This window comes from Oscillibacter valericigenes, from assembly GCF_021531435.1.
Taxonomy (GTDB): Bacteria; Bacillota; Clostridia; order Oscillospirales; family Oscillospiraceae; genus Oscillibacter; species Oscillibacter valericigenes_B.
Genome location: NZ_JAFBIS010000015.1, coordinates 39,686 through 61,001 on the forward strand (window position 1 = coordinate 39,686; position 21,316 = coordinate 61,001).

General features: G+C 63.7%; 22 protein-coding genes and 1 pseudogene. 10 read left to right on the forward strand and 13 right to left on the reverse strand.

Translation table 11 applies throughout. The annotated features are described in order from the left end of the window. Nucleotides 1–9 precede the first annotated feature (9 nt). A complete protein-coding gene (locus JQM68_RS09485) occupies nt 10–1,380 on the reverse strand; it encodes an MATE family efflux transporter (RefSeq protein ID WP_235222770.1) in 1,371 nt (456 codons plus the stop codon). A gap of 40 nt (nt 1,381–1,420) precedes the next feature. After that, complete coding sequence (locus tag JQM68_RS09490) at nt 1,421–2,269, reverse strand: AraC family transcriptional regulator (protein ID WP_235222771.1); 849 nt, start codon at nt 2,267–2,269, stop codon at nt 1,421–1,423. A gap of 179 nt (nt 2,270–2,448) precedes the next feature. On the opposite strand from JQM68_RS09490, the gene thyA reads away from it, so the two are divergent. Both thyA and JQM68_RS09500 read left to right on the forward strand, forming a co-directional pair. Beyond that, nucleotides 2,449–3,279 carry a thymidylate synthase gene (thyA, locus tag JQM68_RS09495; RefSeq protein WP_235222772.1) on the forward strand — a complete coding sequence of 277 codons (831 nt, stop codon included), beginning with the start codon at nt 2,449–2,451 and terminating at the stop codon, nt 3,277–3,279. A gap of 14 nt (nt 3,280–3,293) precedes the next feature. After that, on the forward strand, nt 3,294–3,791 hold the full coding sequence (locus JQM68_RS09500) for a dihydrofolate reductase (RefSeq protein WP_235222773.1): 498 nt from the start codon (nt 3,294–3,296) through the stop codon (nt 3,789–3,791). A gap of 32 nt (nt 3,792–3,823) precedes the next feature. On the opposite strand, the gene JQM68_RS09505 is transcribed toward JQM68_RS09500, so the two are convergent. Both JQM68_RS09505 and JQM68_RS09510 read right to left on the reverse strand, forming a co-directional pair. Continuing rightward, on the reverse strand, nt 3,824–4,540 hold the full coding sequence (locus JQM68_RS09505) for a zf-HC2 domain-containing protein (RefSeq protein WP_235222774.1): 717 nt from the start codon (nt 4,538–4,540) through the stop codon (nt 3,824–3,826). Next, complete coding sequence (locus tag JQM68_RS09510) at nt 4,530–5,003, reverse strand: RNA polymerase sigma factor (RefSeq protein WP_235222775.1); 474 nt, start codon at nt 5,001–5,003, stop codon at nt 4,530–4,532. The genes JQM68_RS09505 and JQM68_RS09510 overlap by 11 nt, the downstream gene beginning before the upstream one ends. Nucleotides 5,004–5,128: 125 nt before the next feature. Here JQM68_RS09510 and recG point away from each other — a divergent pair, with 125 nt between their 5' ends. Further along, nucleotides 5,129–7,177 (forward strand): ATP-dependent DNA helicase RecG, encoded by a 2,049-nt coding sequence (gene recG / locus JQM68_RS09515; RefSeq protein WP_235222776.1) that lies wholly within the window; start codon nt 5,129–5,131, stop codon nt 7,175–7,177. A 28-nt stretch (nt 7,178–7,205) separates the two neighbouring features. Here the strand turns inward: recG and JQM68_RS09520 are convergent, their stop codons facing one another. The 3 genes from JQM68_RS09520 to mtaB are packed head-to-tail and all read right to left on the reverse strand — an operon-like array spanning nt 7,206 to nt 10,009. Further along, nucleotides 7,206–8,147 (reverse strand): alpha/beta hydrolase, encoded by a 942-nt coding sequence (locus tag JQM68_RS09520; RefSeq protein WP_235222777.1) that lies wholly within the window; start codon nt 8,145–8,147, stop codon nt 7,206–7,208. Then, on the reverse strand, nt 8,144–8,719 hold the full coding sequence (gene yfbR, locus JQM68_RS09525) for a 5'-deoxynucleotidase (protein ID WP_235222778.1): 576 nt from the start codon (nt 8,717–8,719) through the stop codon (nt 8,144–8,146). The genes JQM68_RS09520 and yfbR overlap by 4 nt, the downstream gene beginning before the upstream one ends. A gap of 3 nt (nt 8,720–8,722) precedes the next feature. Further along, the gene (gene mtaB, locus JQM68_RS09530) at nt 8,723–10,009 is read right to left on the reverse strand and encodes a tRNA (N(6)-L-threonylcarbamoyladenosine(37)-C(2))-methylthiotransferase MtaB (protein ID WP_235222779.1); all 1,287 of its coding nucleotides are present in this window, start codon (nt 10,007–10,009) and stop codon (nt 8,723–8,725) included. Nucleotides 10,010–10,121: 112 nt separating this feature from the next. Here mtaB and JQM68_RS09535 point away from each other — a divergent pair, with 112 nt between their 5' ends. From JQM68_RS09535 to JQM68_RS09555, 5 genes and pseudogenes are all read left to right on the forward strand, one after another. Next, a complete protein-coding gene (locus tag JQM68_RS09535) occupies nt 10,122–11,255 on the forward strand; it encodes a cysteine desulfurase family protein (protein ID WP_235222780.1) in 1,134 nt (377 codons plus the stop codon). 340 nt (nt 11,256–11,595) lie between these two features. After that, nucleotides 11,596–11,964: pseudogene (locus JQM68_RS09540) on the forward strand (MATE family efflux transporter); the annotation flags it as partial. A gap of 112 nt (nt 11,965–12,076) precedes the next feature. Then, entirely contained in the window at nt 12,077–12,610 is a 534-nt protein-coding gene (locus tag JQM68_RS09545; RefSeq protein WP_235222797.1) for an MATE family efflux transporter, read from the forward strand. A 9-nt stretch (nt 12,611–12,619) separates the two neighbouring features. Next, on the forward strand, nt 12,620–14,008 hold the full coding sequence (locus JQM68_RS09550) for an MATE family efflux transporter (RefSeq protein WP_235222781.1): 1,389 nt from the start codon (nt 12,620–12,622) through the stop codon (nt 14,006–14,008). Then, nucleotides 14,005–14,829, forward strand: coding sequence for a putative RNA methyltransferase (locus tag JQM68_RS09555; RefSeq protein ID WP_235222782.1), 825 nt, complete (start codon nt 14,005–14,007; stop codon nt 14,827–14,829). The genes JQM68_RS09550 and JQM68_RS09555 overlap by 4 nt, the downstream gene beginning before the upstream one ends. 40 nt (nt 14,830–14,869) lie before the next feature. On the opposite strand, the gene JQM68_RS09560 is transcribed toward JQM68_RS09555, so the two are convergent. Together JQM68_RS09560 and JQM68_RS09565 are read right to left on the reverse strand one after the other, a co-directional pair. After that, on the reverse strand, nt 14,870–15,484 hold the full coding sequence (locus JQM68_RS09560) for an MBL fold metallo-hydrolase (RefSeq protein WP_235222783.1): 615 nt from the start codon (nt 15,482–15,484) through the stop codon (nt 14,870–14,872). A 36-nt stretch (nt 15,485–15,520) separates the two neighbouring features. After that, nucleotides 15,521–16,435, reverse strand: coding sequence for a DUF4349 domain-containing protein (locus JQM68_RS09565; RefSeq protein ID WP_235222784.1), 915 nt, complete (start codon nt 16,433–16,435; stop codon nt 15,521–15,523). A gap of 168 nt (nt 16,436–16,603) precedes the next feature. Between JQM68_RS09565 and JQM68_RS09570 the strand changes: the two genes are divergently transcribed. After that, nucleotides 16,604–17,623, forward strand: coding sequence for an alpha-hydroxy-acid oxidizing protein (locus JQM68_RS09570; RefSeq protein ID WP_235222785.1), 1,020 nt, complete (start codon nt 16,604–16,606; stop codon nt 17,621–17,623). Between the two features lie 51 nt (nt 17,624–17,674). On the opposite strand, the gene JQM68_RS09575 is transcribed toward JQM68_RS09570, so the two are convergent. Beyond that, nucleotides 17,675–18,421, reverse strand: coding sequence for an acyl-[acyl-carrier-protein] thioesterase (locus tag JQM68_RS09575; protein WP_268821465.1), 747 nt, complete (start codon nt 18,419–18,421; stop codon nt 17,675–17,677). Between the two features lie 136 nt (nt 18,422–18,557). On the opposite strand from JQM68_RS09575, the gene JQM68_RS09580 reads away from it, so the two are divergent. Continuing rightward, complete coding sequence (locus JQM68_RS09580) at nt 18,558–18,932, forward strand: RidA family protein (protein ID WP_235222786.1); 375 nt, start codon at nt 18,558–18,560, stop codon at nt 18,930–18,932. A 51-nt stretch (nt 18,933–18,983) separates the two neighbouring features. Here the strand turns inward: JQM68_RS09580 and JQM68_RS09585 are convergent, their stop codons facing one another. From JQM68_RS09585 to JQM68_RS09595, 3 genes are all read right to left on the reverse strand, one after another. After that, on the reverse strand, nt 18,984–19,823 hold the full coding sequence (locus tag JQM68_RS09585) for a DegV family protein (protein ID WP_235222787.1): 840 nt from the start codon (nt 19,821–19,823) through the stop codon (nt 18,984–18,986). Between the two features lie 158 nt (nt 19,824–19,981). Then, complete coding sequence (locus JQM68_RS09590; RefSeq protein WP_235222788.1) at nt 19,982–20,545, reverse strand: ATP-binding cassette domain-containing protein; 564 nt, start codon at nt 20,543–20,545, stop codon at nt 19,982–19,984. Further along, on the reverse strand, nt 20,545–21,315 hold the full coding sequence (locus JQM68_RS09595; RefSeq protein WP_235222789.1) for an ABC transporter permease: 771 nt from the start codon (nt 21,313–21,315) through the stop codon (nt 20,545–20,547). Before JQM68_RS09595 ends, JQM68_RS09590 begins: the two co-directional genes overlap by 1 nt. Between the last annotated feature and the right edge of the window lies 1 nt (nt 21,316).

Sequence of the window (21,316 nt, forward strand, 5' to 3'; positions counted from 1 at the left end):
CCGTCTTTTTTATTCCCGAATGCCCATCGTCTCCCACTTGTGTCCGTGGAACCGGGGGAGGAAGAAGGCCACCCGCAGCATCCAGTCGGCAAACATGGCCATCCAGATGCCCACCACGCCGAAGCCCCAGTACCGGCCCAGCAGGATGCCCAGGCCCACCCGCAGCATCCACATGGACACGGTGGAGACTACCATGGTGAACCGGGTGTCGCCCGCGGCCCGGAGGGCCTGGGGCAGGGTAAAGGAGGCGGGCCACAGAACGCAGGCCACGATGCCGTGCATCCAGATGATCTCACGGGCGTACGCCGCCGCCTCGTCAGAGACGTTGTACAGCCGCATGATCAGGGGCAGCAGGAGCAGCGTCAGCGTAATGGTGCCCCACATATAAAAATAAGTGGACTTCAGCAATTTTTTCGTATAGAACCGGGCTTTTTCGTAATTGCCCGCGCCGACACACCGGGACACCACCGTCACCATGGCCAGGCCCAGGGCGTTGCCGGGGACGCACTGGAAGGTACAGGCCGTGTTGCTGATGGCGTTGGCCGCCACGGAAGCGGTGCCCAGCACCGACACCGTGGACAGCAGCAGAATTTTGCCCAACTGGAACATACTGCCCTCCATGCCGTTTGGCACGCCGAAGCGCAGGATGTGCTTGACCACATAGCGGTCATGGTGAAAGGTAAAGCTCTCTATCCGCAGAGGCAGGCCCGGCCGCTTCAGCAGGACGATCATGGCCGCGGCCGCCGCCAGGCGGGAGACCAGGGTGGGGATGGCGACGCCCTCCACGCCCATGTGGAAGCCGAAGATCAAAAGGGCGTTGCCTGTCACGTTGATGACATTCATCAGCAGGGAGACCCACATGGAAATTTTGGAATTGCCCATGACCCGGAACAGGGCCGCTCCCGCGCTGTACAGCGCCAGGAAGGGGATGGACGACTCCACGATGAGGTAGTAGGTGTTGGCGTAGGCCGCCACGTCCGGCTCCACCTGGCCGAACACCACGCCCAGCACGAAGCCCTTGCCCAGGTAGAACAGGAGCATGACAAGGAGGGACACCTCCCCCATGAACAGCAGGAGCTGCTGGCCGGAATGCCCCGCCTTCTGCGGCTCCCGGCGGCCCAGATACTGGCCCGCGATGACGGCGCCGCCGGTGGCCAGCGCCGAAAACGCGTTGACCAGCAGGACGTTCACGGTATCCACCAGGCTGACGGCGGAGATGGCCGCCTCGCCCACCTGGGAGACCATGACGGAGTCGAACAGGCCCACGGTGATGGCCAACAGCTGCTCGATGACCAGCGGGATGATGAGCCGCCGCAGGTCCTCCTTGGTAAATTCGATGTTGATCCTCCGGACCTGTGGGAGGGTTTCCTTGGTTTCCATGGGATGATACTTCCTTCTCTTTCTCGTTTCTGACTTACAATCAGCGGAATTCCCGGGGGCTCATGTGGAACGTGTTCTGGAACGCCCGCAGGAAGGTGGAATACTCGGCAAAGCCCGCCTGCTCCGCCGCCTTCATCACGGGAACCCCCTGGCGGATCAGCTCCCCGGCCAGCAGCAGCCGCTTCTGGCTGATATACTGGTGAACGGTGAAGCCGGTGACGGCCTTGAAGCGGTGCATCAGATAGTACCGGCTCAGGTAGAACCGCTTGGACAGGCTGTCCACCGACAGGTCCTCGTCCAGATGGTGGACGATATATTGCAAAATCTCCTCCATCTTCGGGTCCACCCGGTAGCTGTCGGGGGCCTCCGCGGCGGTGCGGCTGGCCAGGACGTCCCGGTTCACATCGATGAGGAGCTGCTGGCACAGGGTGTCCGCCAGCCGCCCCGCGCCGAATTCCTTGGAGTGGAGCGCCTCCTCCAGCCGCTGGATGGTCCGCATATACTCCAGCCGCCGGGCGCCGTCCGTCCGCAGCAGGTGAAAGCCCCGCTCCCGGACGGTGTCGAAGCAGGCGTCCAGCCTCTCGCCGGGGTCGCTGCGCTCCGACAGCCACGTCCGGTCCAGCCACACCACCACCCGCTCGTAAGGCTCCGCCGGGTCGATGATGGGCTTGTGGATGAGGCTGTGCTGCACCAGCAGCACGTCCCAGGGCTGGAGGAAGTAGGTGACGCCCTCCACCACATAGGTGACCTTGCCGCCCAGCAGCAGAATGAGCTTATCGAACTCATGGTAGTGGTAATCCAGCTTCTGGGCCCGGGTATCCTTCAAATGGAACAGGCGGAAGCCCTCGTTCAGGTAGCCCCGCTTGCCCACCTCGCTGACGTCCAGCACAGCCCATCCCCTCCCCTCGTTTTCAGCCGGCTTATCTTATCGCACATTTTACCATTTTACAATCTGAAATTAACACAAAACCCTGAAAATATTTGGGCGTTCTTTGTCGAAAAGGCTGTGGAATTCACACTGCATATCTGTTATACTGTCTTTGGAAAAAGAAAAAGGAGGCAGCCGCCATGAGCTATGCCGATACCCGCTTCATCGAAAACTGCCGGGACATTCTGGAAAACGGCGTCTGGGACACCGACCGGGAAGTCCGCCCCCACTGGGAGGACGGCACCCCCGCCCACACCGTCAAGAAGTTCGGCATCGTGAACCGCTACGACCTGCAGAAGGAGTTCCCCATCCTGACCCTGCGGCGGACCTACTGGAAAACGGCGGTGGACGAGCTGCTGTGGATCTGGCAGAAGAAGTCCAACAACGTCCACGACCTGAACGCGAAAATTTGGGACGAGTGGGCCGACGAGACCGGCTCCATCGGCAAGGCCTACGGCTATCAGCTCTCCGTGAAGCACCACTACCCCGAGGGCGACATGGACCAGGTGGACCGGGTGCTCTACGACTTGCGCAACAACCCCGCCTCCCGCCGCATCATGACCAACATCTACAACTTCGCCGACCTTTCGGAGATGCACCTGTACCCCTGCGCCTACTCCATGACCTTCAACGTCTCCGGCAACGTCCTCAACGCCATTTTGAACCAGCGGAGCCAGGACATGCTGGCGGCCAACAACTGGAACGTGGTGCAGTACGCCGTGCTGGTGCATATGATGGCCCAGGTCAGCGGCCTGGTGCCCGGCGAACTGGTCCACGTCATCGCCGACGCCCACATCTACGACCGCCACGTGCCCATCGTGGAGAAGATGCTCTCCGCCCCCCAGTCCCCCGCGCCGAAGTTCACCGTGGACCCCACTGTGACGGATTTCTACGCCTTTACCCGGGACAGCTTCAAGCTGGAGGGCTACACCCCCGCGCCCTTTGCGGATCAAATTCCCATTGCCATCTGAGGTGAACTGCTGAAATGAATGCCATCGTTGTTGTTGACCGGAACTGGGCCATCGGCCGGGAGGGCGGACTGCTGTACTCCCTGCCCACGGATATGAAGCGCTTCCGCTCCCTGACCATCGGCGGAACGGTCATTTTGGGCCGCAAGACCCTGGATTCCTTCCCGGGCGGCAGGCCCCTGCCCAAGCGGCGGAACATCGTCATCACCCGGAACGTGGATTTTGACCGGGAGGGCAGCGAGATCGTGGCAAGCCCCCAGGCCGCCGTGGAGCTGGCAGCCGGGACCGAGGACGACAAGCTGTGGGTAATCGGCGGCGGCAGCGTCTACGCCGCCCTGCTGAGCCGGTGCAAACGGGTCTACCTCACCAAGGTGGACGATGAGGCTCCGGGGGCCGATACGTTCTTCCCCAACCTGGATAAGCTGCCGGGGTGGGAGATCGAGGTGACAAGCGAGCCTGTGGAGGAAAACGGGGTCACGTACCGGTTCGTGGACTATGTGAATACCAAGCTGTAAAAAGGCGCGGAGGGCAAACCTCCGCGCTTTTCTTATTTCCGTTCCGCCCAGTAATCGGCACTGACCTCGTTGTATCCGTAGACCGCTTCGTCGGCTTCACTAGCGGAGGGTAATTTCATACCCTCCTCCCACAGGAGGATGGCGTCCTCTCCCCGGCCATACCAAACGTGGTCAATTTCCCGGAAGCCCATAAACTTCGCCTGGTCGTCTACCATCTCCATGTCCAGAAGCAGCTCCATGTTCGCCGGGGAATTTCCCTCCCACCGCTTCTCCGTGATCAGCGCCCGAACGGGAACACAATACATGTTTCCATCCTCACCGTACTCAAATTTAGTTCGCCGAAGGTTCAGGCCGTCGTCGATAAAAAAGTGGTACAGGACCCGGCCGTCGGACAGCTGGCGGACATTGGTGATTTCAATTTTCTCCGCCGGGACGGGAAAGAGGTACAGCTGCGTGGCCGCCATCCATGCCCCGAACAGCAGCAGGCACACCGCCGCCGCGATAGCCGCGCCTTTCAGCCTGGCTTTCCATTTGGCCTTTTTCCACTCGTCGCTGATTTTCTTCACCGCCGCTCCGTCGGCGGTGTTTTTCCGCGCTTCCGCCGCCGGCAGGGGCGCGTCCATCTCCGCCAGGGCTTCCCGGCAGGTCCCGCAGGTCTTTAAGTGTTCCTCCACCGCCGCCCGGCTGGCCTCCGAGCACACACCGTCGTGGTACAGGGGCAGCAGGTCCAAAATAATATCATGTTCCATCGAATCCCTCCTTCAATTTCCGGCGGGCCCGGAAGTAGGTCACCCGGGCCCAGCTCTCCGTTTTGCCGAACAGCTCCCCGATTTGGGAAAAGGGCAATTCCCCAAAGGTCCGCAGGGAAAAGACTTCCTTGTACGGCTCCGGCAGGGCGTGGAGCAGGATGTGGAGCCGCCGGGCGTCCTCCCGGTCGGCGAAGCCCTCCTCGATGCCGCTGTCTCCGGGCTCCGGCTCCGCGTCCGTGAATTTTTTCCGCTCCCGGCAGAGTGTCAAATACTGGTTCCGAGCAATCTGGCACAGCCACACCCGCAGCTGGCAGTCGCCCCGGAAGCTGTCGATGGCGGTCAGGGCCTTGAAGAAGGTCTCCTGGGTCACCTCCTCCGCCGTCTGTTCGTCCCGGCTGAGGGCCAGGGCATACTTGTAGACATCCGCGAAATATTGGCGGTACACCGCCTCGAAGTCCGGCACTGCTCCACCTCCTCTCTGTCCGGCATCCATAGGACGGCGGGAACACGGTTTTGTTACAAAGACTTTTCAAAATCACTGAAATTGATTATAATGGAACCACGACTTGATGGAAAGGGGGAAACCTCATGGCGGACCTGAACACCGATGTGCGCCATATCAAGGGCATCGGCGAACAGCGGGCCAAGGCTTTGGGCAAGCTGGGCATCACCACGCTCCGGGACCTCATCAGCTGGTTCCCCCGGCGGTACGATGACCGCACCCAGGCGAAGAAAATTTCCGAGCTGGTCCCCGGCGAGGCCGCCTGCGTGGCCGCCATGATCGCCTCGGAGCCCAAAATGTCCCACATCCGCAAGGGGATGGACCTGGTGAAGGTCCGGGCGGTGGACGACACCGGCGTGCTGGACGTCACCTTCTTCAACCAGACCTGGCTGAAAAACAGCCTGCGCCAGGGCGAAACGTACATCTTTTACGGCAAGGCCGAGGGGAACCTCCTCCGCAGGACCATGGCCTCCCCCATTGTGGAGCCGGAGGGCCGGCGGGAATTCACAGGCCGCATCGTGCCCATCTATCCCCTGACGGCGGGGGTCAGCCAGCTCATCCTCTCCCGCTCCATCCGGCAGGGCCTGGACGACTGCGCCGCCATCCTCCCGGATGTGCTGCCGGACAGCGTGCGGCAGGCACACCACCTCTGCCGCATCGAATACGCCTACGAGAACATCCACTTCCCGGAGAGCGCCAAGGCCCTGGACCTGGCCCGGCGGCGGCTGGCCTTTGAGGAGCTGTTCCTCTTTACCATCGGCCTGAAGCGGCTGCGCTCCCGGCGGGAGACCGTCCATGTGCCGCCCTGTCATGATGTGGACATGGAATCGTTTTACGGTGCCCTGCCCTTTACCCTGACGGACGCCCAGCGGCGGTGCGTGGAGGAGGCCCTGGCGGATATGCGCTCCGGGGTGCCCATGAACCGGCTGTGCCAGGGCGACGTGGGCTCCGGCAAGACCATGGTGGCCGCCGCCTGCGTGTACTTCTGCGTGAAAAACGGCCGTCAGGCGGCGCTGATGGCCCCCACGGAAATTCTGGCGAAGCAGCACTACGCGGGACTTGCCCCGCTTTTGGAGGGTTTGGGCATCCGGTGCGACCTGCTGACCGGCTCCACCCCGGCGAAGACGAAGCGCTCCATTGCGGAGCAACTGGCAGCGGGGGAGATCGACTTTGCCATCGGCACCCACGCCCTCATTACGGAGGGCATCGCGTACCGCGACCTGGGCCTGGTGGTCACCGACGAGCAGCACCGCTTCGGCGTCGCCCAGCGGGCGGCCCTGGCCGCCAAGGGGGAGCATCCCCACACCCTGGTCATGTCCGCCACCCCCATCCCCCGGACCCTGGCCCTCATTCTGTACGGCGACCTGGAGGTCTCCGTCATCGACCAGCTTCCCCCCGGACGGCAGCCGGTGGAGACCTACGCCGTCCCCGGCAGCTACCACCAACGGGTGTACAACTTCATCCGCAAGCTGGCGGCGGAGGGGCGGCAGGCCTACATCGTCTGCCCCATGGTATCCGAGAACGATGAGCTGCCGGACGAGCGGAAGGCCGTCACGGAGTATGCGAAAAAGCTGCAAAACGAAGTGTTTCCCGACCTGAAGGTGGCGTTCGTCCATGGAAAAATGAAGGCCCGGGAGAAGGACGCGGTGATGACGGCCTTCGCCGCCCACGAGACGGACATTCTGGTGTCCACCACCGTCATCGAGGTAGGCGTGGACGTACCTAACGCCGCCGTGATGGTCATCGAGAACGCGGAGCGGTTCGGCCTTTCCCAGCTCCACCAGCTCCGGGGTCGGGTGGGCCGTGGAAAGCACCAGTCCTACTGCATCCTCATTTCCGACAATCAAAACGAGGAGACAAAGCAGCGCCTCAAGGTCATGGCAAAGACCACCGACGGCTTCAAAATCGCAGAGGAGGACCTGCGGCTGCGGGGCCCCGGCGACTTCTTCGGCCAGCGGCAGCACGGCCTGCCGGGGTTGAAGCTGGCAGACATCGGCTGCGACGCCCAGCTGTTGAAGGAGGCCCAGCAGGCGGCGGAGGACCTGCTGGCCCGGGACCCGGAGCTGACCTCCTGCCCCGCCGCGGCGGAGCGGCTCCGGGAGCTGTTTACCCAGGCGGCGGACACGCTGAACTGAAAAAGCGGAGGCAAACGCCTCCGCTTTCTTAGTTCATATGTGCTTCCATAAAGTTCAGCAGCGCCGTCTGGTAGGCAGGCATATCCACGTACCAACTGATGCCGTGGCCCGCGCCGGGGACGGTCAGCACCTCCACCGGGGAGGCGCAGGCGTCCCGCAGGGCGTATACCATCTCGCAGGGCACCACATGGTCGTCCTCGCCATGCACCAGCAGAATGGGCAGGCGGGCATGATGTACGCACGCCAGAGCGGAGGTCTCCGTGACACGGAACCCGCCGAACAGCCGGGCCCCCAGTGCCGCCAGCCGGTATGTGGGAAATTCCGGCCAGCGCCAGCGGCGGATGGTCTCTTTCAGGATGCCCGCCGGGGTGTCGTAGCCGCAGTCCGCCACGATGCCCCGCACGTTCTCCGGCAAGGAGAGGTCGGAAGCCATCAGCACCGTGGCGGCGCCCATGGAAACGCCCCACAAAAAGACAGGCGTTTCAGGCCCCATGCGCTTCGCCGCGTACCGGGCCCAGGTCTGGCAGTCGTACCGCTCCCGGACGCCGAAGGTGATAGTCCCGCCCTCGCTCTCCCCGTGGGCCCGCTGGTCCACCATCAGGATGTGCCAGCCCTTCTCCCGACACAGCTGGAAGCCGCCGCTGCCGTCCCGCTCCGCCGTGGAGCGGTAGCCGTGGAAAAAGAGCATCAGGGGCGCGCCGGGGGCTCCCTCATAATATTTGCCTGCCAGCTTCAATCCGTCATGGGAGCGGACCGTCACCCGCTCATAGGGGGTCTCCAGCAGGCGGTCAATGTTGCGCAGCATCTGCTCCCGGTAAGGGTCGTACGGTTCCCCGCTGGGGATCGTTCGAATGGGGGACTGGCGCTTTTCGCTGCGCCGGAAGGCCACATCATAGCCGTACCAGGCGCCGCCCAGGGTCAGGGCCGCTGCTGAGGCCGCCAGCGCCGCCGCTTTTTTCACAGCGTTCATTTCAACTCGTCCAGGGTCAGAGAGAAGCTGTCGATGAAGGTGTCCAGGAAGTAGGCGACCTCCGGCAGGCCGTAGCCCTCCAGGGCTTTGCGGGTCTGGGCGGCGGCCTCCCGGAACTCCGTGTTCCCGGCTTTCAGCTCCTCCACGCACTTGATGTAGGCGGAGAGCTTATCCGCCGCCTTGACAAGGCGCTCCACATCGGGGTCCGTGGGGGTCAGGATGGGCGCGTAGACGCTCTGCAGCTCCTGGGGCAGCATGTGGAGCAGCTTTTTCTCCGCCACCGCCTCCACCTCCTTGTAGGCGTGCTGGATGGCGGGGTTGTCGTACTTGATGGGGGTGGGCATGTCGCCGGTCAAAATCTCGCTGGCGTCGTGGTACAGCGCCGCCACCGCCACCTGGCCCGGGTCAACGGCGCCGCCGAATTTTTCATTGCGGATGACCGCCAGGGCGTGGGCCAGGACAGCCACCTGATGGCTGTGCTCCTGGACGTTTTCCGGGGCGGTGTTGCGCATCAGCGCCCAGCGCTGGATGAACCGCATCCGGGAGATATAGGCAAAAAAGTGACTTTTCATCGTTCAATCCTCGATTTCTCCAAAGAGTACGTCGCCGTCGGTGGCGGTCACCCGGACGTTCTTTACCACGTTGTGCAGGTTTTCGCCCTCCGCCAGCACCTCCATGTAGTTAGGGGCGTGGCCGAAGAATCTGCCGTCCCGGGGCTGCTCGAACAGCACGGGATAGGTCCGGCCCACGCAGGCGGTCAGGTAGTCCCGGCGCATCTCCGCGGCGACGGCAGCGGCGCGGTGGGCCCGCTCCTCCTTCACAGCCTTCGGCACCTGGGCCATCTCCGCCGCCGGCGTGCCGGGGCGGACGGAATAGGGGAAGATGTGCATTTGGGCAAAACCGCACCGGCGGATGAAGTCCAGCGTCTGGGTAAACTCCTCCTCCGTCTCCTCCGGGAAGCCGGTGATCATGTCCGTGGTGATGGCCGGATGTTCAAAATATTGATTCAAAAGTGCAACAGACTGTGCGAAACGAGCCGTATCATACTTCCGGTTCATGCGCTTCAAGGTGGCGTCACAGCCGCTCTGCATGGACAGATGGAACTGGGGACAGAGCATGGGCAGGACGGCGGCGCGGCGGCAGAAATCCTCCGTGATGGTCCTGGGCTCCAGGCTGCCCAGCCGGATACGGACGCCGGGGGCGGCGGCGCAGATAGCCTCCACCAGGTCGATGAGGGTCTGGCCCGTCTTGAGGTCCTTGCCCCAGGAGGAAATTTCAATGCCCGTCAGGACGATCTCCCGGTAGCCGTCGGCGGCCAGGCCCTTCGCCTGCTCCGCCGCCTTGTCCAGGGGGAGGGAACGCACCGGGCCACGGGCGTAGGGGATGATGCAGTAGGTGCAGAAGTTGACGCAGCCGTCCTCCACTTTCAGCATGGCCCGGGTGCGGTTTTCCATGCCGCCGGCGGGCAGCACCTCGAACACCCGGCGCTCGAAGGACTTGTCAATGGCCTCCAGGTGCCGCTTTTCCGCCACCGCCTGCTCCAAAAGGCCAATGAAACCGGTGCGGTCGCCGGTGCCCGCGATGAGGTCCACATCCAGCTTCCGCACATCGTCGGCGTGGGTCTGGGGATAGCACCCGCAGACCGCCACCACGGCCTCCGGGTGCTGCTTTTTCGCCCGGTGGACCATCTGGCGGGACTTCTGGTCGCTGACCGCCGTAACGGAGCAGGTGTTCACCACGTAGGCGTCCGCCGCGTCTGCAAAGTCCACGACCTCATGGCCCCGGGCCCGGAGGGACTGCTCCATGGCCTGGGTCTCGTACTGATTCACTTTGCACCCGAGGGTGTAAATCGCAACTTTCATCGGTTTCTCCTTGCGCTTTTTTGAAATTCTATATATAATGAGAAATTGCGCTCTGATTATATTATTATACGTTGATTTTCTCTCAAGGGCAAGACAAAAGGAGATATTTGATATGATCTATCTGGACCACGCCGCCACCACCCCCGTTCCCCGGGAGGTAGCGGACGCCATGTACGCCGTGCTGACGGAGCAGTACGGCAACCCCAGCTCCCAGTATCCCCTGGGAGCGGACATGAAAAAGCAGGTGGAGGGCTGGCGGAAGACTGTGGCAGGCGCCCTGGGCTGCCAGCCGGAGCAGCTGTTCTTCACCTCCTGCGGCACCGAGGGCGACAACTGGGCCGTCACCGCCGCCTGCTGGCAAAACCGGCATCTGGGCCGTCACATCGTCACTACGGCGGTGGAGCACAGCGCCGTGCTGGAGGCCTGCAAGTGGATGGGGCAGCAGGGGTATGAGGTGACGTACCTCGCCCCCGACGGAAACGGGAACATCACGGCGGAGCAGGTGCTGGCGGCCGTCCGGCCGGACACGGCGCTGGTCTCCGTCATGTTCGTGAACAACGAGACGGGAAATGTGTACCCCATCGCGGACATCGCCCGGGGCCTTGCGGCGAAAAATCCCAAGACGCTGCTCCACACCGACGCGGTGCAGGGCTTTTTGAAGGTGCCCTTCACCGCCAGGACGCTGGGGGCGGACTTCATCACCATCTCCGGCCACAAGATCGGCGGGCCTAAGGGCGTGGGCGGGCTGTACATCGGCCCCCGGGTGCGGAATCCCCGGCCCCTGCTGGCCGGCGGCGGCCAGGAGAAGGGCCTCCGCTCCGGCACCGAGGCCACGGCCCAGATCGCGGGCTTTGCCAGGGCGGTAGAACTGCGGATGGACGGGCTGGATGACAAGCTGACCCACATGGCCCACATGAAAGCATACGCCAAAGAGAAGTTGGCGGCCATTCCTGACCTCCGATTCATCGGAGACGGCACCGCGCCCCACATTCTGGCGGTGTCTCTGGTGGGCTGGCCCAGCCAGAACATCGTCAATGACCTGGGCAGCCAGGGCATCTGCATTTCCGCCGGCTCCGCCTGCCACCAGGGGAAGCCCAGCCATGTTGTGGCGGCGCTGAAGCTGCCGAAAAAGGCGGCCGGGGGCGTCATCCGGCTGAGCTTCGGACCGGAGACCACCGAGGCGGACATTGATGCCTGCGCTGAAGCGCTGAAAAAGCATCACGACACCCGGATGCCGATGCTGTAAATTTTCGAGGGGGAGCGGGCTCCCCCTCGACCTCCCCTACCACCAGTCTGCGGACTGGTGAACGCCGCCCCCGGCGGCTGAGTCAAGGTATTTTTGCCACGTACATGCCGCGGCAAAAATGATTGAATTTTTAGGTGCACTTCAACATCCGGATACCTATGCTGTAACTTAGCAGTCAGAGTTTTCTTCCAAAATAACCAATATATTGTCTTAAAAGTCTTTTATTATGTTCTATTATCTCCGCCGGGAGGCAGGGTTTTACAGGCGGCTGGTCCGTCTGGCCCTGCCGCTGGTTTTGCAGAACCTCATCACGACCTCCCTGGGCTTTGTGGACACCTTCATGGTGGGGCTGCTGGGGCAGGACGAGCTGTCCGCCGTCACCGCCGCCAACACCCCGGTCTTTCTGGTGCAGATCATCATTCTGGGCCTCATCAGCGGCCTGACCGTTCTGGTGAGCCAATACTGGGGCAAGGGCGATGTGGAGGCTATCAACCGCTGCATGGGCGCGGCGCTGTACGCCGGGCTGTCCATCTCCGGGGCGGTGGCGCTGGCGCTGCTGCTGTTCCCAAACGGCGTCATGGCTCTGGTCACCGACAACGCCCGGCTGGTGGAGCTGGGGGCGCCGTACCTGCGCATCGTGGGCGTCAGCTACGTGTTCAACGCCGCCAGCTCCGTGTACGTCGGGATGCAGCGCAGCACGGAAAAGCCCGTCATGGGCATGGCCATCTTCGCCGTGTCCATGCTGCTGAACACCCTTTTGAACTACATCCTGATTTTCGGAAAGCTGGGCGCGCCCGCCCTGGGTATCACCGGGGCGGCCAGTGGCTACATTGGCCTCCCGCATCGTGGAGTTCCTCATTACTTTGGTGTGCGCCCTGTGCAGCCGCCACGTGCCCCTGCTGCCCGCCGCCATCCTGCGGCCCGGCGGCGCCATCTGGCGGGATTTTGCCAAATACTCCGCTCCCGTTCTGGTGAACGAGACGCTGTGGGGCCTGGGCGTCAGCGTGATGACCGCCATCATGGGCCACATGGCCATCAGCACCGAGATGCTGGCGGCCTACGCCGTCATGGGCGTGGTGCTCATCTGTATGATGCCCACAAAGGCCATGGACATCACCAATATCACCGGCCTCCTCCGGGCCGGAGGCGACGCCCGGACGGCCTCCCTTATCGACCTCTCCTGCCAGTGGATCATCGCCGTGCCCCTGTCCTTTGTCACCGCGCTGGTGCTGCATGCCCCGGCGGCGGTGGTGTGCTTCGCCATTCAGTCTGAAAATTTCTGCAAAGCGCCCTGGTGCGTCCTCCGGCTGCGGAGCCGGAAGTGGATCCACGACGTCACCCGGGGCAGTATATAAGGAGTGCTTATGCTGCGCTGTCTTCGCCGGGAACCCGGCTTTTACAAGCGGCTGTGGATGCTGTCCCTGCCGGTCATTCTGCAAAACCTCATCACCTTCTCCCTGGGGCTCATCGACACCTTCATGGTCAGTCAGCTGGGCAACGAGGAGATGGCCGCCGTGTCCTCCGCCAACGTGCCGGTGTTTCTGCTCATCAGCATCGTGTTCGGCTTCCAGAGCGGGCTGGGCATTCTGGTGAGCCAATACTGGGGCAAGGGCGACCTGAAGAACATCAACCGCGCCCTGGGCGTGGCCTGCTTCCTGGGGGCCGGGGTCACCGCCGTGCTGGCGGTGGTGCTCGCCCTGTTCCCCGTGCAGGTGATGGACCTGCTGTCCAACCGCCACGACCTGAGCCTGCTGGGAGCGCCGTACCTCCAGGTCATCGGCTTCTCCTATGTGTTCAACATGCTCTCCTCCCTCTACGCCAGCGCCCAGCGCAGCGTGGAAAACTCCACCTTCGGCATGAAGCTGTTCGGCTTCTCCACGGTTCTGAACACCGCTCTGAACTATCTGCTCATTTTCGGCCACGGCGGATTCCCGGCCCTGGGCGTCCGGGGCGCGGCAGTCGCTACGCTGCTGGCCCGGATGAGCGAGTTCCTCATCTGCGTGGTCTGCGCCGTCCGCAGCAAAAACATTCCGCTGGACCTGGGCTGCTTCCTGCGGCCCGGCACGGAGATGGTGGGCCGGTTTTTGAAATACGCCTCCCCGGTGGTGCTGAACGAGACCGCCTGGGGCCTGGGCAACTCCCTGCTGACCGTCATTCTGGGCTACACCGACAACTCCGTGGAAATGCTGGCGGCCAACGCCGTCATGGGCAACCTGAACCGATTGTTCTTAGTGGTGTGCTTCGGCCTGGGCGCCGCCACGGCGGTCATCGTGGGCAAGGCCATCGGCGAGGGAAAGACAAAGGACGAGGTCCTGTCCCTGAGCCAGGCGCTGCTGTGGTTTGCGGTGCTGGTGGGCGGCGCCGTGGGGCTGGCGGCCCTGGTGCTGGTGCCGACCTTGTTCGTGCCGGTCATCTTCCCCATGTTCAAGCTGTTCGGGGAGTCTTCCGCCATCGCCGCGGCCATGGCGGTGGCGGGCTTCGCCACGATTCCCCTCCACGCCTACGCCATCTCCGCCGTCACCGGCGTGCTGCGGGCGGGAGGCGACGTGGCCTTCTCCACCGCGCTAGACCTGGGACCCCAGTGGCTGCTGTGCCTGCCGCTGACGGCCCTGTGCGCCCTGGTGCTGAAAACCGGGGCATGGCCCATCGCCATCGCCATTCAGATCGAGTGCGTGGTCAAGTCCCCGCTGTGCGCCTGGCGCATCGGCGGCGGCAAGTGGATCCACGATGTGACAAGGGGGCGTGAGGTATGAGCTTGTTCCGCTGTCCCGTCTGCGGCGGGCCGCTGGAGCGGGGAGAGCACACCTACCGCTGTGAAAAGGGCCACAGCTACGACATCGCCAGGGAGGGCTACACCTACCTGCTGCCGCCCAACCAGAAGCACTCCGCCGCCCCCGGCGACGACAAGGGCATGGCGGCGGCACGGCGGGAGTTTTTGTCCAAGGGGTATTACAAGCCTCTGCTGGACACGCTCTGCCGGGAAATTCTGGCCCGGGCCGGGGATGCGCCAGCCATTCTGGACACCGGCTGCGGCGAGGGGTACTACACCGCCGGGGTGTACCGGGCCTTGCTGCAGGCCGGGAAATCACCCCGGATGGCGGGCATTGACATCTCCAAATTCATTCTCCGCTACGCCGCCAGGCGGGAAAAGGGCGTGGAGTTCGCCGTGGCGTCCTCCTACCGCCTGCCCGTGGCGGACAGCAGCGTGGACGTCCTGCTGAACTGCTTCTCTCCCCTGGCGCTGGAGGAATTCCGGCGGGTGCTGCGCCCCGGCGGGACGTTTCTCTACGTCGTCCCGGCGGCGGACCACCTGTGGGAGCTGAAAGAGGTGCTGTATGAGCGCCCCTATCCCAACGAGGAGAAGGAGACGCCCTACGAGGGCTTTGACTACGAGGCCATCGTCCCCGTGGACGGGCGCATTTCCCTGAAAAACCAGGCGGACATCCACGCCCTGTTTCAGATGACGCCCTACTACTGGAAAACGCCCAGGGAAGGCGCCGAGCGGCTGGCATCGCTGGATACGCTGGACTGCCGCATCGCCTTCCGGGTGCATATTTTCCGAAAGAAAGCATGAAAAAGCCGGATGCCCGTGATTGGGCATCCGGTTTTTGCGTTTATTCGGGCCGGAACGCGGGCACCAGCACCCCCGCCGTGTCCGCCGTCACCTCGAAGGACGGGCCGGACAGCCGGTGAACGGTCTCACCGGGCCACAGGCGGAGGAAGTCCTCCACCCCCGCCACGTTGGACAGGCCGTAGGGGGCGTGATGGTAGTGCATGGGGATGACGCACCGGGCACCGATGGCGTCGCAGACCGCCTTGGCCCCCTCCGCGTCCACGGTGTAGACGCCGCCCACGGGCAAGAGCACCGCGTCCACGCTGCCGATGGCATCCAGCTGCGCCGCCGTAAGCTGGTGGCCCAGGTCGCCCAGGTGGGCCACAGACACGCCGCCGGCGGTGAACACCCGGACGGTGTTGCCGCCCCGGAGGGCGCCGCCCCGGTCATCGTGGCAGGTCTCCGCCTCCCGGACGGCGAAGGGAGACTTCACCGGGGGCAGCGGGGTCACGGCGTCCACGGCGTCGTGGTCAAAGTGGTGGTGGCTGCAATAGACGGCGTGGGCGGAGACGGCCAGGGGCGGATAGCCCTCCACGCCGGTGTAGGGGTCGGTGACAAGGCGATAGCCGTCCTGCTCCAGCAGGAAGCAGGAGTGGCCCAGCCAGGTGAGCTTCATAGGGGCGGCCTCCTTTTACAAGTGGTTCCCTATATTTTAGCAGGGTTTTTCCGGCTTGTCATCCGCCTTTTTCGCCTTGCGGCGGCGCTTGCGGAAAATACGGACCACCGCCACGGCCACAGCCGCCAGAATCAGCACCCACATCCAGCCGTAGGCCAGGGCCACGGCGAAGTTCTCCAGGCCGTCGGTGAAGTCCGACCAGCCGCCGCTGAAGGCCTTCCCCAGACGGCTTATAAAGCTGTCGGGGACCTCCTCCACGTCGGAGAGCTTGTAGACCTCGCTGAGGGAGATGGAGACGGTGGCATAGTCCACCTGGCCGTCGTAGTGCCGCAGGGTGCCGGAGAGGTCGTCGATCATCTGCTCCGTCTCGGAGATGGCGGACTCGATGGTGATGATGTCCTCCATGTTCTCCGCCCTGGCCAGCAGCGCCTGGAGCCGCTCCAGCTTGATCTGCTGGGTTTTCAGGCGGCCCTCGGTGTCGTAATACCGCTCGCTGATGTCCTCCTGCTGGGCGTCCCGCCAGGTCTCATGGCACAGCTCCCCCGCCTGGTCCAGAAACGCCTGATACTTCTCCGCCGGGACCCGGACGGTGTACTCCGCCCAGCGGCCATTGCTCCGCTTGCCTACGCTGCTGGACTCGAAGTAGCCGCCCATCTGCTCCGTCAGGTCCGTCAGGCCCCGGACGGCCTCCTCAAAGGCGGTGGTCTCCAGCTCCATCCGGGCGGTGCGGATGAGCTTCTGCCCGGTGGGGTAGGCCGCCCCACCGGTGGCCGTGCTGCCGGAATCGAAGCCCAGATACTCCTCCGCCATTTCCGTCTCCACGGGGTATGCCATGTCCGCCGCGGCGGAGGGGGCTTCCGCCGTGAACTCCATCGATTTGCTGCCGCCGCAGGCGGCCAGGGACAGCACCAGTACCAGTGCAAGCGTCAGTGCAAACAGCCTTCTTTTCATGGTCCATCCTCCTTTATGTCCGGCCCCGCTCTTCCAAAACGGGCCATTTGCTGGTTCAGACGAAAAAAGCAGGCAAAATGTTCCTGCTTTTTCCGGGATATATTGCCTTTTTTTGCCCGGTGGGGTAAAATAACCCTGCTTGAATATGAGAAACGGAGGCATCTACATATGACATATCAGGAAATCCTGGCCAACGCCCGCACCTGCATGGGGCCCTACTGCAAGTCCTGCCCCACCTGCAACGGCCTGGCCTGCAAGAACACCGTCCCCGGCCCCGGCGCCAAGGGCATCGGCACCGGCTTCATCCGCAACTACCAGAAGTGGCAGGAGCTGTGCGTGAACATGGACACCATCTGCGAGAACAAGCCCGTGGACACATCCTTCGAGCTGTTCGGCCACAAGGTGGACATTCCCGTGTTCGCCGCCCCCGTGGGCGCTATGCAGCTCCACTACGGCGACAAGTATAACGACCTTCAATACAACGACATCCTGGTCTCCGCCTGCGCCCAGGCGGGCATCGCCGCCTTCACCGGCGACGGCACCAACCCCGCCGTCATGGAGGCCGCCGCCGAAGCCCTGAAAAAGAACGGCGGCTGCGGCGTGCCCACCGTGAAGCCCTGGAACATGGACACCATCCGGGAGAAGATGGAACTGGTGAAGGCCGCCGACCCCTTCGCTATCGCCATGGACATCGACGCCGCCGGCCTGCCCTTCCTGAAAAACCTGACCCCGCCCGCCGGCAGCAAGACGGTGGAGGAGCTGAAGGAAATCTCCGCCATGGCCGGCAAGCCCTTCATCCTCAAGGGCATCATGACGGTCAGCGGCGCGCTGAAGGCCCTGGAAGCCGGAGCCAGCGGCATCGTGGTCTCCAACCACGGCGGTCGGGTGCTGGACCAGTGCCCCTCCACCGCCGAGGTGCTGCCCGCCATCGTGGACGCCGTGGGCGGCAGAATGACCGTTCTGGTGGACGGCGGCATCCGCACCGGCATGGACGTGTTCAAGGCACTGGCCCTGGGCGCCGACGCGGTGCTCATCGGCCGTCCCTTCGTGACCATGGTCTACGGCGGCGGCGCCGAGGGCGTGCAGGTGTATGTGGACAAGCTGAAGGACGAGCTGTCCGACACCATGGCCATGTGCGGCGCCCACAGCCTCAGCGACATCAAGCGCTCCATGATCTACGGCTACTGAGATACGAAAAAAGGACTGCTTTCCCATGTGGGAAGGCAGTCCTCTTTTTTCTCAGAATACGCACATGGCGGTGAAGCAGGTCCCCTCCGGGCCAAGGCCCTCCACCCGGTAGGTGTCCGCCTCCCGGAAGCCCTCCAGCCGCAGTTCCTCGTCCAGGGTGGCCTCCTTGCTGTAATTGATGTAGAACTCCTTGGGCACCTGGGTCTGCAGATCGGCGGGCAGCGCGTCCCAGACGATGTCGCCGTAGTTGCCGCTGAACAGGTGGCCGTTGCCGTCCAGATCCGACCAGCGGACCCGGCGTGTACCCAGGTCCTCCAGCCCCTCATGGGGCAGGACGATCTTCTTCGGCTCCGGGCAGTCGATGACCTTATCGCAGATGGTCAGGGGCTTGGCGGTAAAAGAGCTGGGCCGCAAAATCTTCCGGGTGATGGGGTCCACCAGGATCCAGTCGCTCTTGGCGGAGATGCACAGCCGCCCCGTCTGGTCCGCCATCTCAAATACCCGCTGCATATGGGCCGCTCTCGCGCCGTTTTCCCAGGTGGTGATGGTCAGCACGTCCCGGGCATGGGGGCAATCGTGGATGCGCACCGCGATGCGGGAGAGCAGGAACACCTCCCGCCTGTCATACAGCATCTCATGGGTCAGGCCCCGGGCGTCGTAGTCATAGCCCGCAAAGGCGGCCATCTTGCTCAGGATAGCCGCCACCCGCATCCGCTTCTCCCTATCGCAGTCCCAGAACACCAGCTCCTCCTGCCGGGTATAGCTGTTTTCCGTCAAACTCTGCTTGAAATCCTCCATGAATCATGCACCTTCATATTCTTTGATTTTAGCTGTATGATACCACATTTTTCCCAAAATCACAAGTGCGCGGAGGTTGACCTTCGCGCACCGCCGTGTTATGATGAGTCAACTACATTTGAGGAGGCTCCCATTTATGGAAAAAACTGTCATCTCCACCAACAAGGCTCCCGGCGCCATCGGCCCCTATTCCCAGGGCTGGGTCGTGGGCGATTTCGTGTATACCTCCGGCCAGATCCCCGTGGACCCCGCCAGCGGCGAGGTGCCCGCCGGCATCGCCGCCCAAGCCGAGCAGAGCTGCAAGAACGTGGCCGCCATTCTGGAGGCTGCCGGTGCGACTCTGGAGGGCGTGGTCAAGACCACCTGCTTCCTGGCGGACATGGGCGATTTCGCCGCCTTCAACGAGGTGTACGCCAAGTATTTCACCTCCAAGCCCGCCCGCTCCTGCGTGGCGGTGAAGGACCTGCCCAAGGGCGTTCTGTGCGAGATTGAGGCTGTCGCCGTCAAGTAAAATTCCCACGGACGAAAAAGCTGCCCGGCCAGACGGCCGGGCAGCTTTGTCTTATTTCCGGGCGAACAGGATGCCCAGGGTGTTAGGGCCGCAGTGGGAGAAGATGGTGCAGCCCGCCTTGGCCTCGATGACCTGGGCGAAGCGGCCGTCCTCCTCCACATACTTCCGAGCGATGGAGGCCAGGCGGTCATCCTCGCAGGTGTCCACGATGATGACGCGGCTGGTGTCGATGTCGGTGCGGCCCTCCAGCCGCTCCCGCACGTAGTCGGCCACCACCTTTTCGATGGAGCCCCGGTACTTCTTCACCACGCCCATCTTGCCGTCCACCACCTCGATGCAGGGGTGGAGCTTCAGCAGATTGGCCCCCAGGGCGGTAACGGCGGAGCAGCGGCCGCCCTTTTTCATGTAGTCCAGCCGGTCCAGCACGAAGCTCATCTCCAGGCGGCCCGCCAGGTCCTCCAGCATGGGCAGAATTTCGCCCACGCTCTTCCCGGCCTCCGCCGCCTCGGCGGCGGCCAGCACCAGGGCGCCGTGGCCCACAGACAGGTTGCCGGAATCCACCACGTAGACCTCCGGCACCTCCTCCGCCGCCAGACGGGCGTTCTGGTTGCAGCAGGAGAAGCCGGAGCCGATGTCGATGTGGAGCACGGCGTCGTATTTCTCCGTCTCCCGGCGGAACAGGTCCTCATAATCCGCGATATTCACGGCGTTGGTGGTGGTGATCTCGCCGCCGGCGTCCACATGGGCGGCAATGTCGGCGGTGCGGATGTTGATGCCGTCCTGATACAGCTTGCCGCCCTTCACCACGCCCAGCGGGGCGACGGTGATGTTGTGGGCTTCCAGCAGGGCCCGCGGCAGGTCGCAGGTGCTGTCGGTGGTAATTTTGACCATAGTGTGTCTCCTTTTGGCTCCGTATGTGATCGCCGTAGAAGCGGCTCCGTTTTTTGCATAGGTGGAGAAAGTATAGCATGACTTTCTGAAAAAAACCAGCATTTTATGGGGAAATCGCGAAAAATCGCGAAAAAAATGACCGGACAAGTGTCCGGCCATCACAGCTTGACAACAGCGGCGTCCAGCGCCTGGGCGTCGGCGGGGTCGTGGGTCACCAGAAGGACCGGCTTTTCCTCCCCCGCCCGGCGGAGGAGGGCCAGGCACCGGGCGCGGTTTTCTTCATCCAGCCCGGTGAAGGGTTCGTCCAGGGCCAGGGCGTCGGAGGGCGCCAGCAGCGCCCGGGCCAGGGCCAGGCGGCGCTTCATGCCGCCGGAGAACTCCCGGACGGGCTTGCCCGCCGTATCTCCCAGGCCCAGCTCTGTCAGAAGGGCGCCCGCGGCGGGTTCATCCAGGGCGGCCCCCAGGACGAAGCGGAGGTTGCCCATGGCGTCCAGGTGCTCCAGCAGGCGGTCCTCCTGGAACACGGCGGCCCAGCGGACATTGCCTGTAAAATTTCCGCTGTCGGGGCGCTCCAGCCCCAGCAGGATGTGCAGCAGCGTGGTCTTGCCCGCCCCGGAGGGAGCCATGACGCAGGTGACGCCCGTCCCGGCGGTGAAGGTCACGTGTTCCAGCACGAGCCTGCCGTCAAAGGCTTTGCAAAGGTTTTCGATATGTAGCTCCATCACAGCCCCGCCTTTCCCGCCAGCGCGTCCACCAGCGCCAGAAACAGCTTTTCAAACAGCACGGACACCGCCACGATGACCGCTGTCCAGGCGAAGAGGTCCGGGGTCTGGAAGTAGACCTTGGCGGTGTACAGCCGCTCGCCGATGGTGCCGGAGGGCAGGCCGATGACCTCCGCCGCCGCGCCCGCCTTCCAGCAAAGGCCCAGGGCCAGGGACACGGCGGAGCGGAAATAGGGCAGCACGGCGGGCAGATAGATGCCCGCCAGCCGCCGTCCCAGGGGGACGCGGAACACCCTCGCCATCTCCAGCAGCTTCCCGTCCGCCGCCGCGATGCCCGCCAGGACGTTGAGGTACACCGGGGGGAACACCATCAGGGCGGAGATGAACAGGGGCAGGGAGCGGCTGTCCAGCCACACCAGGGCCAGAATGATGAAGGACACCACCGGGACGGCCTTTACTGCCGCCGTCAGGGGATAAAGCAGCTCCCGGACGAGCCGCCACCGGGCGGACAGCGCCGCCAGCGCCACCGCCAGGGCGCAGCCCGCCAGAAAGCCGCCGAAAATGTGGGCGATGGACCCCCCCACCGCCCGCCAGAAGGCGGCGGTGAAGGCCAGTTCCCCCAAGCGCAGGGCGGCGGAGATGGGGGACGCCAGCAGCAGGTGGCCGTTGGGCCACAGGGCAGAGAATACCATGCTGGCCCCCTGCCACACCAGCAGCCAGAAGAGCACCGCCCAGGGCCGTATGGAGTTTTGGGCGGCGGTCTTTTTCATA

Bases quoted from the DNA above. Each gene is read 5' to 3' on its own strand.
- JQM68_RS09560 (WP_235222783.1), bottom strand. From the start codon at position 15,484: ATGAAGCTCACCTGGCTGGGCCACTCCTGCTTCCTGCTGGAGCAGGAC.
- JQM68_RS09565 (WP_235222784.1), bottom strand. From the start codon at position 16,435: ATGAAAAGAAGGCTGTTTGCACTGACGCTTGCACTGGTACTGGTGCTG.
- JQM68_RS09570 (WP_235222785.1), top strand. From the start codon at position 16,604: ATGACATATCAGGAAATCCTGGCCAACGCCCGCACCTGCATGGGGCCC.
- JQM68_RS09550 (WP_235222781.1), top strand. From the start codon at position 12,620: ATGCTGCGCTGTCTTCGCCGGGAACCCGGCTTTTACAAGCGGCTGTGG.
- JQM68_RS09555 (WP_235222782.1), top strand. From the start codon at position 14,005: ATGAGCTTGTTCCGCTGTCCCGTCTGCGGCGGGCCGCTGGAGCGGGGA.
- JQM68_RS09505 (WP_235222774.1), bottom strand. From the start codon at position 4,540: ATGGAACATGATATTATTTTGGACCTGCTGCCCCTGTACCACGACGGT.
- mtaB (WP_235222779.1), bottom strand. From the start codon at position 10,009: ATGAAAGTTGCGATTTACACCCTCGGGTGCAAAGTGAATCAGTACGAG.
- JQM68_RS09535 (WP_235222780.1), top strand. From the start codon at position 10,122: ATGATCTATCTGGACCACGCCGCCACCACCCCCGTTCCCCGGGAGGTA.
- yfbR (WP_235222778.1), bottom strand. From the start codon at position 8,719: ATGAAAAGTCACTTTTTTGCCTATATCTCCCGGATGCGGTTCATCCAG.
- JQM68_RS09590 (WP_235222788.1), bottom strand. From the start codon at position 20,545: ATGGAGCTACATATCGAAAACCTTTGCAAAGCCTTTGACGGCAGGCTC.
- JQM68_RS09500 (WP_235222773.1), top strand. From the start codon at position 3,294: ATGAATGCCATCGTTGTTGTTGACCGGAACTGGGCCATCGGCCGGGAG.
- thyA (WP_235222772.1), top strand. From the start codon at position 2,449: ATGAGCTATGCCGATACCCGCTTCATCGAAAACTGCCGGGACATTCTG.
- JQM68_RS09580 (WP_235222786.1), top strand. From the start codon at position 18,558: ATGGAAAAAACTGTCATCTCCACCAACAAGGCTCCCGGCGCCATCGGC.
- recG (WP_235222776.1), top strand. From the start codon at position 5,129: ATGGCGGACCTGAACACCGATGTGCGCCATATCAAGGGCATCGGCGAA.
- JQM68_RS09485 (WP_235222770.1), bottom strand. From the start codon at position 1,380: ATGGAAACCAAGGAAACCCTCCCACAGGTCCGGAGGATCAACATCGAA.
- JQM68_RS09520 (WP_235222777.1), bottom strand. From the start codon at position 8,147: ATGAACGCTGTGAAAAAAGCGGCGGCGCTGGCGGCCTCAGCAGCGGCC.
- JQM68_RS09585 (WP_235222787.1), bottom strand. From the start codon at position 19,823: ATGGTCAAAATTACCACCGACAGCACCTGCGACCTGCCGCGGGCCCTG.
- JQM68_RS09595 (WP_235222789.1), bottom strand. From the start codon at position 21,315: ATGAAAAAGACCGCCGCCCAAAACTCCATACGGCCCTGGGCGGTGCTC.
- JQM68_RS09575 (WP_268821465.1), bottom strand. From the start codon at position 18,421: ATGGAGGATTTCAAGCAGAGTTTGACGGAAAACAGCTATACCCGGCAG.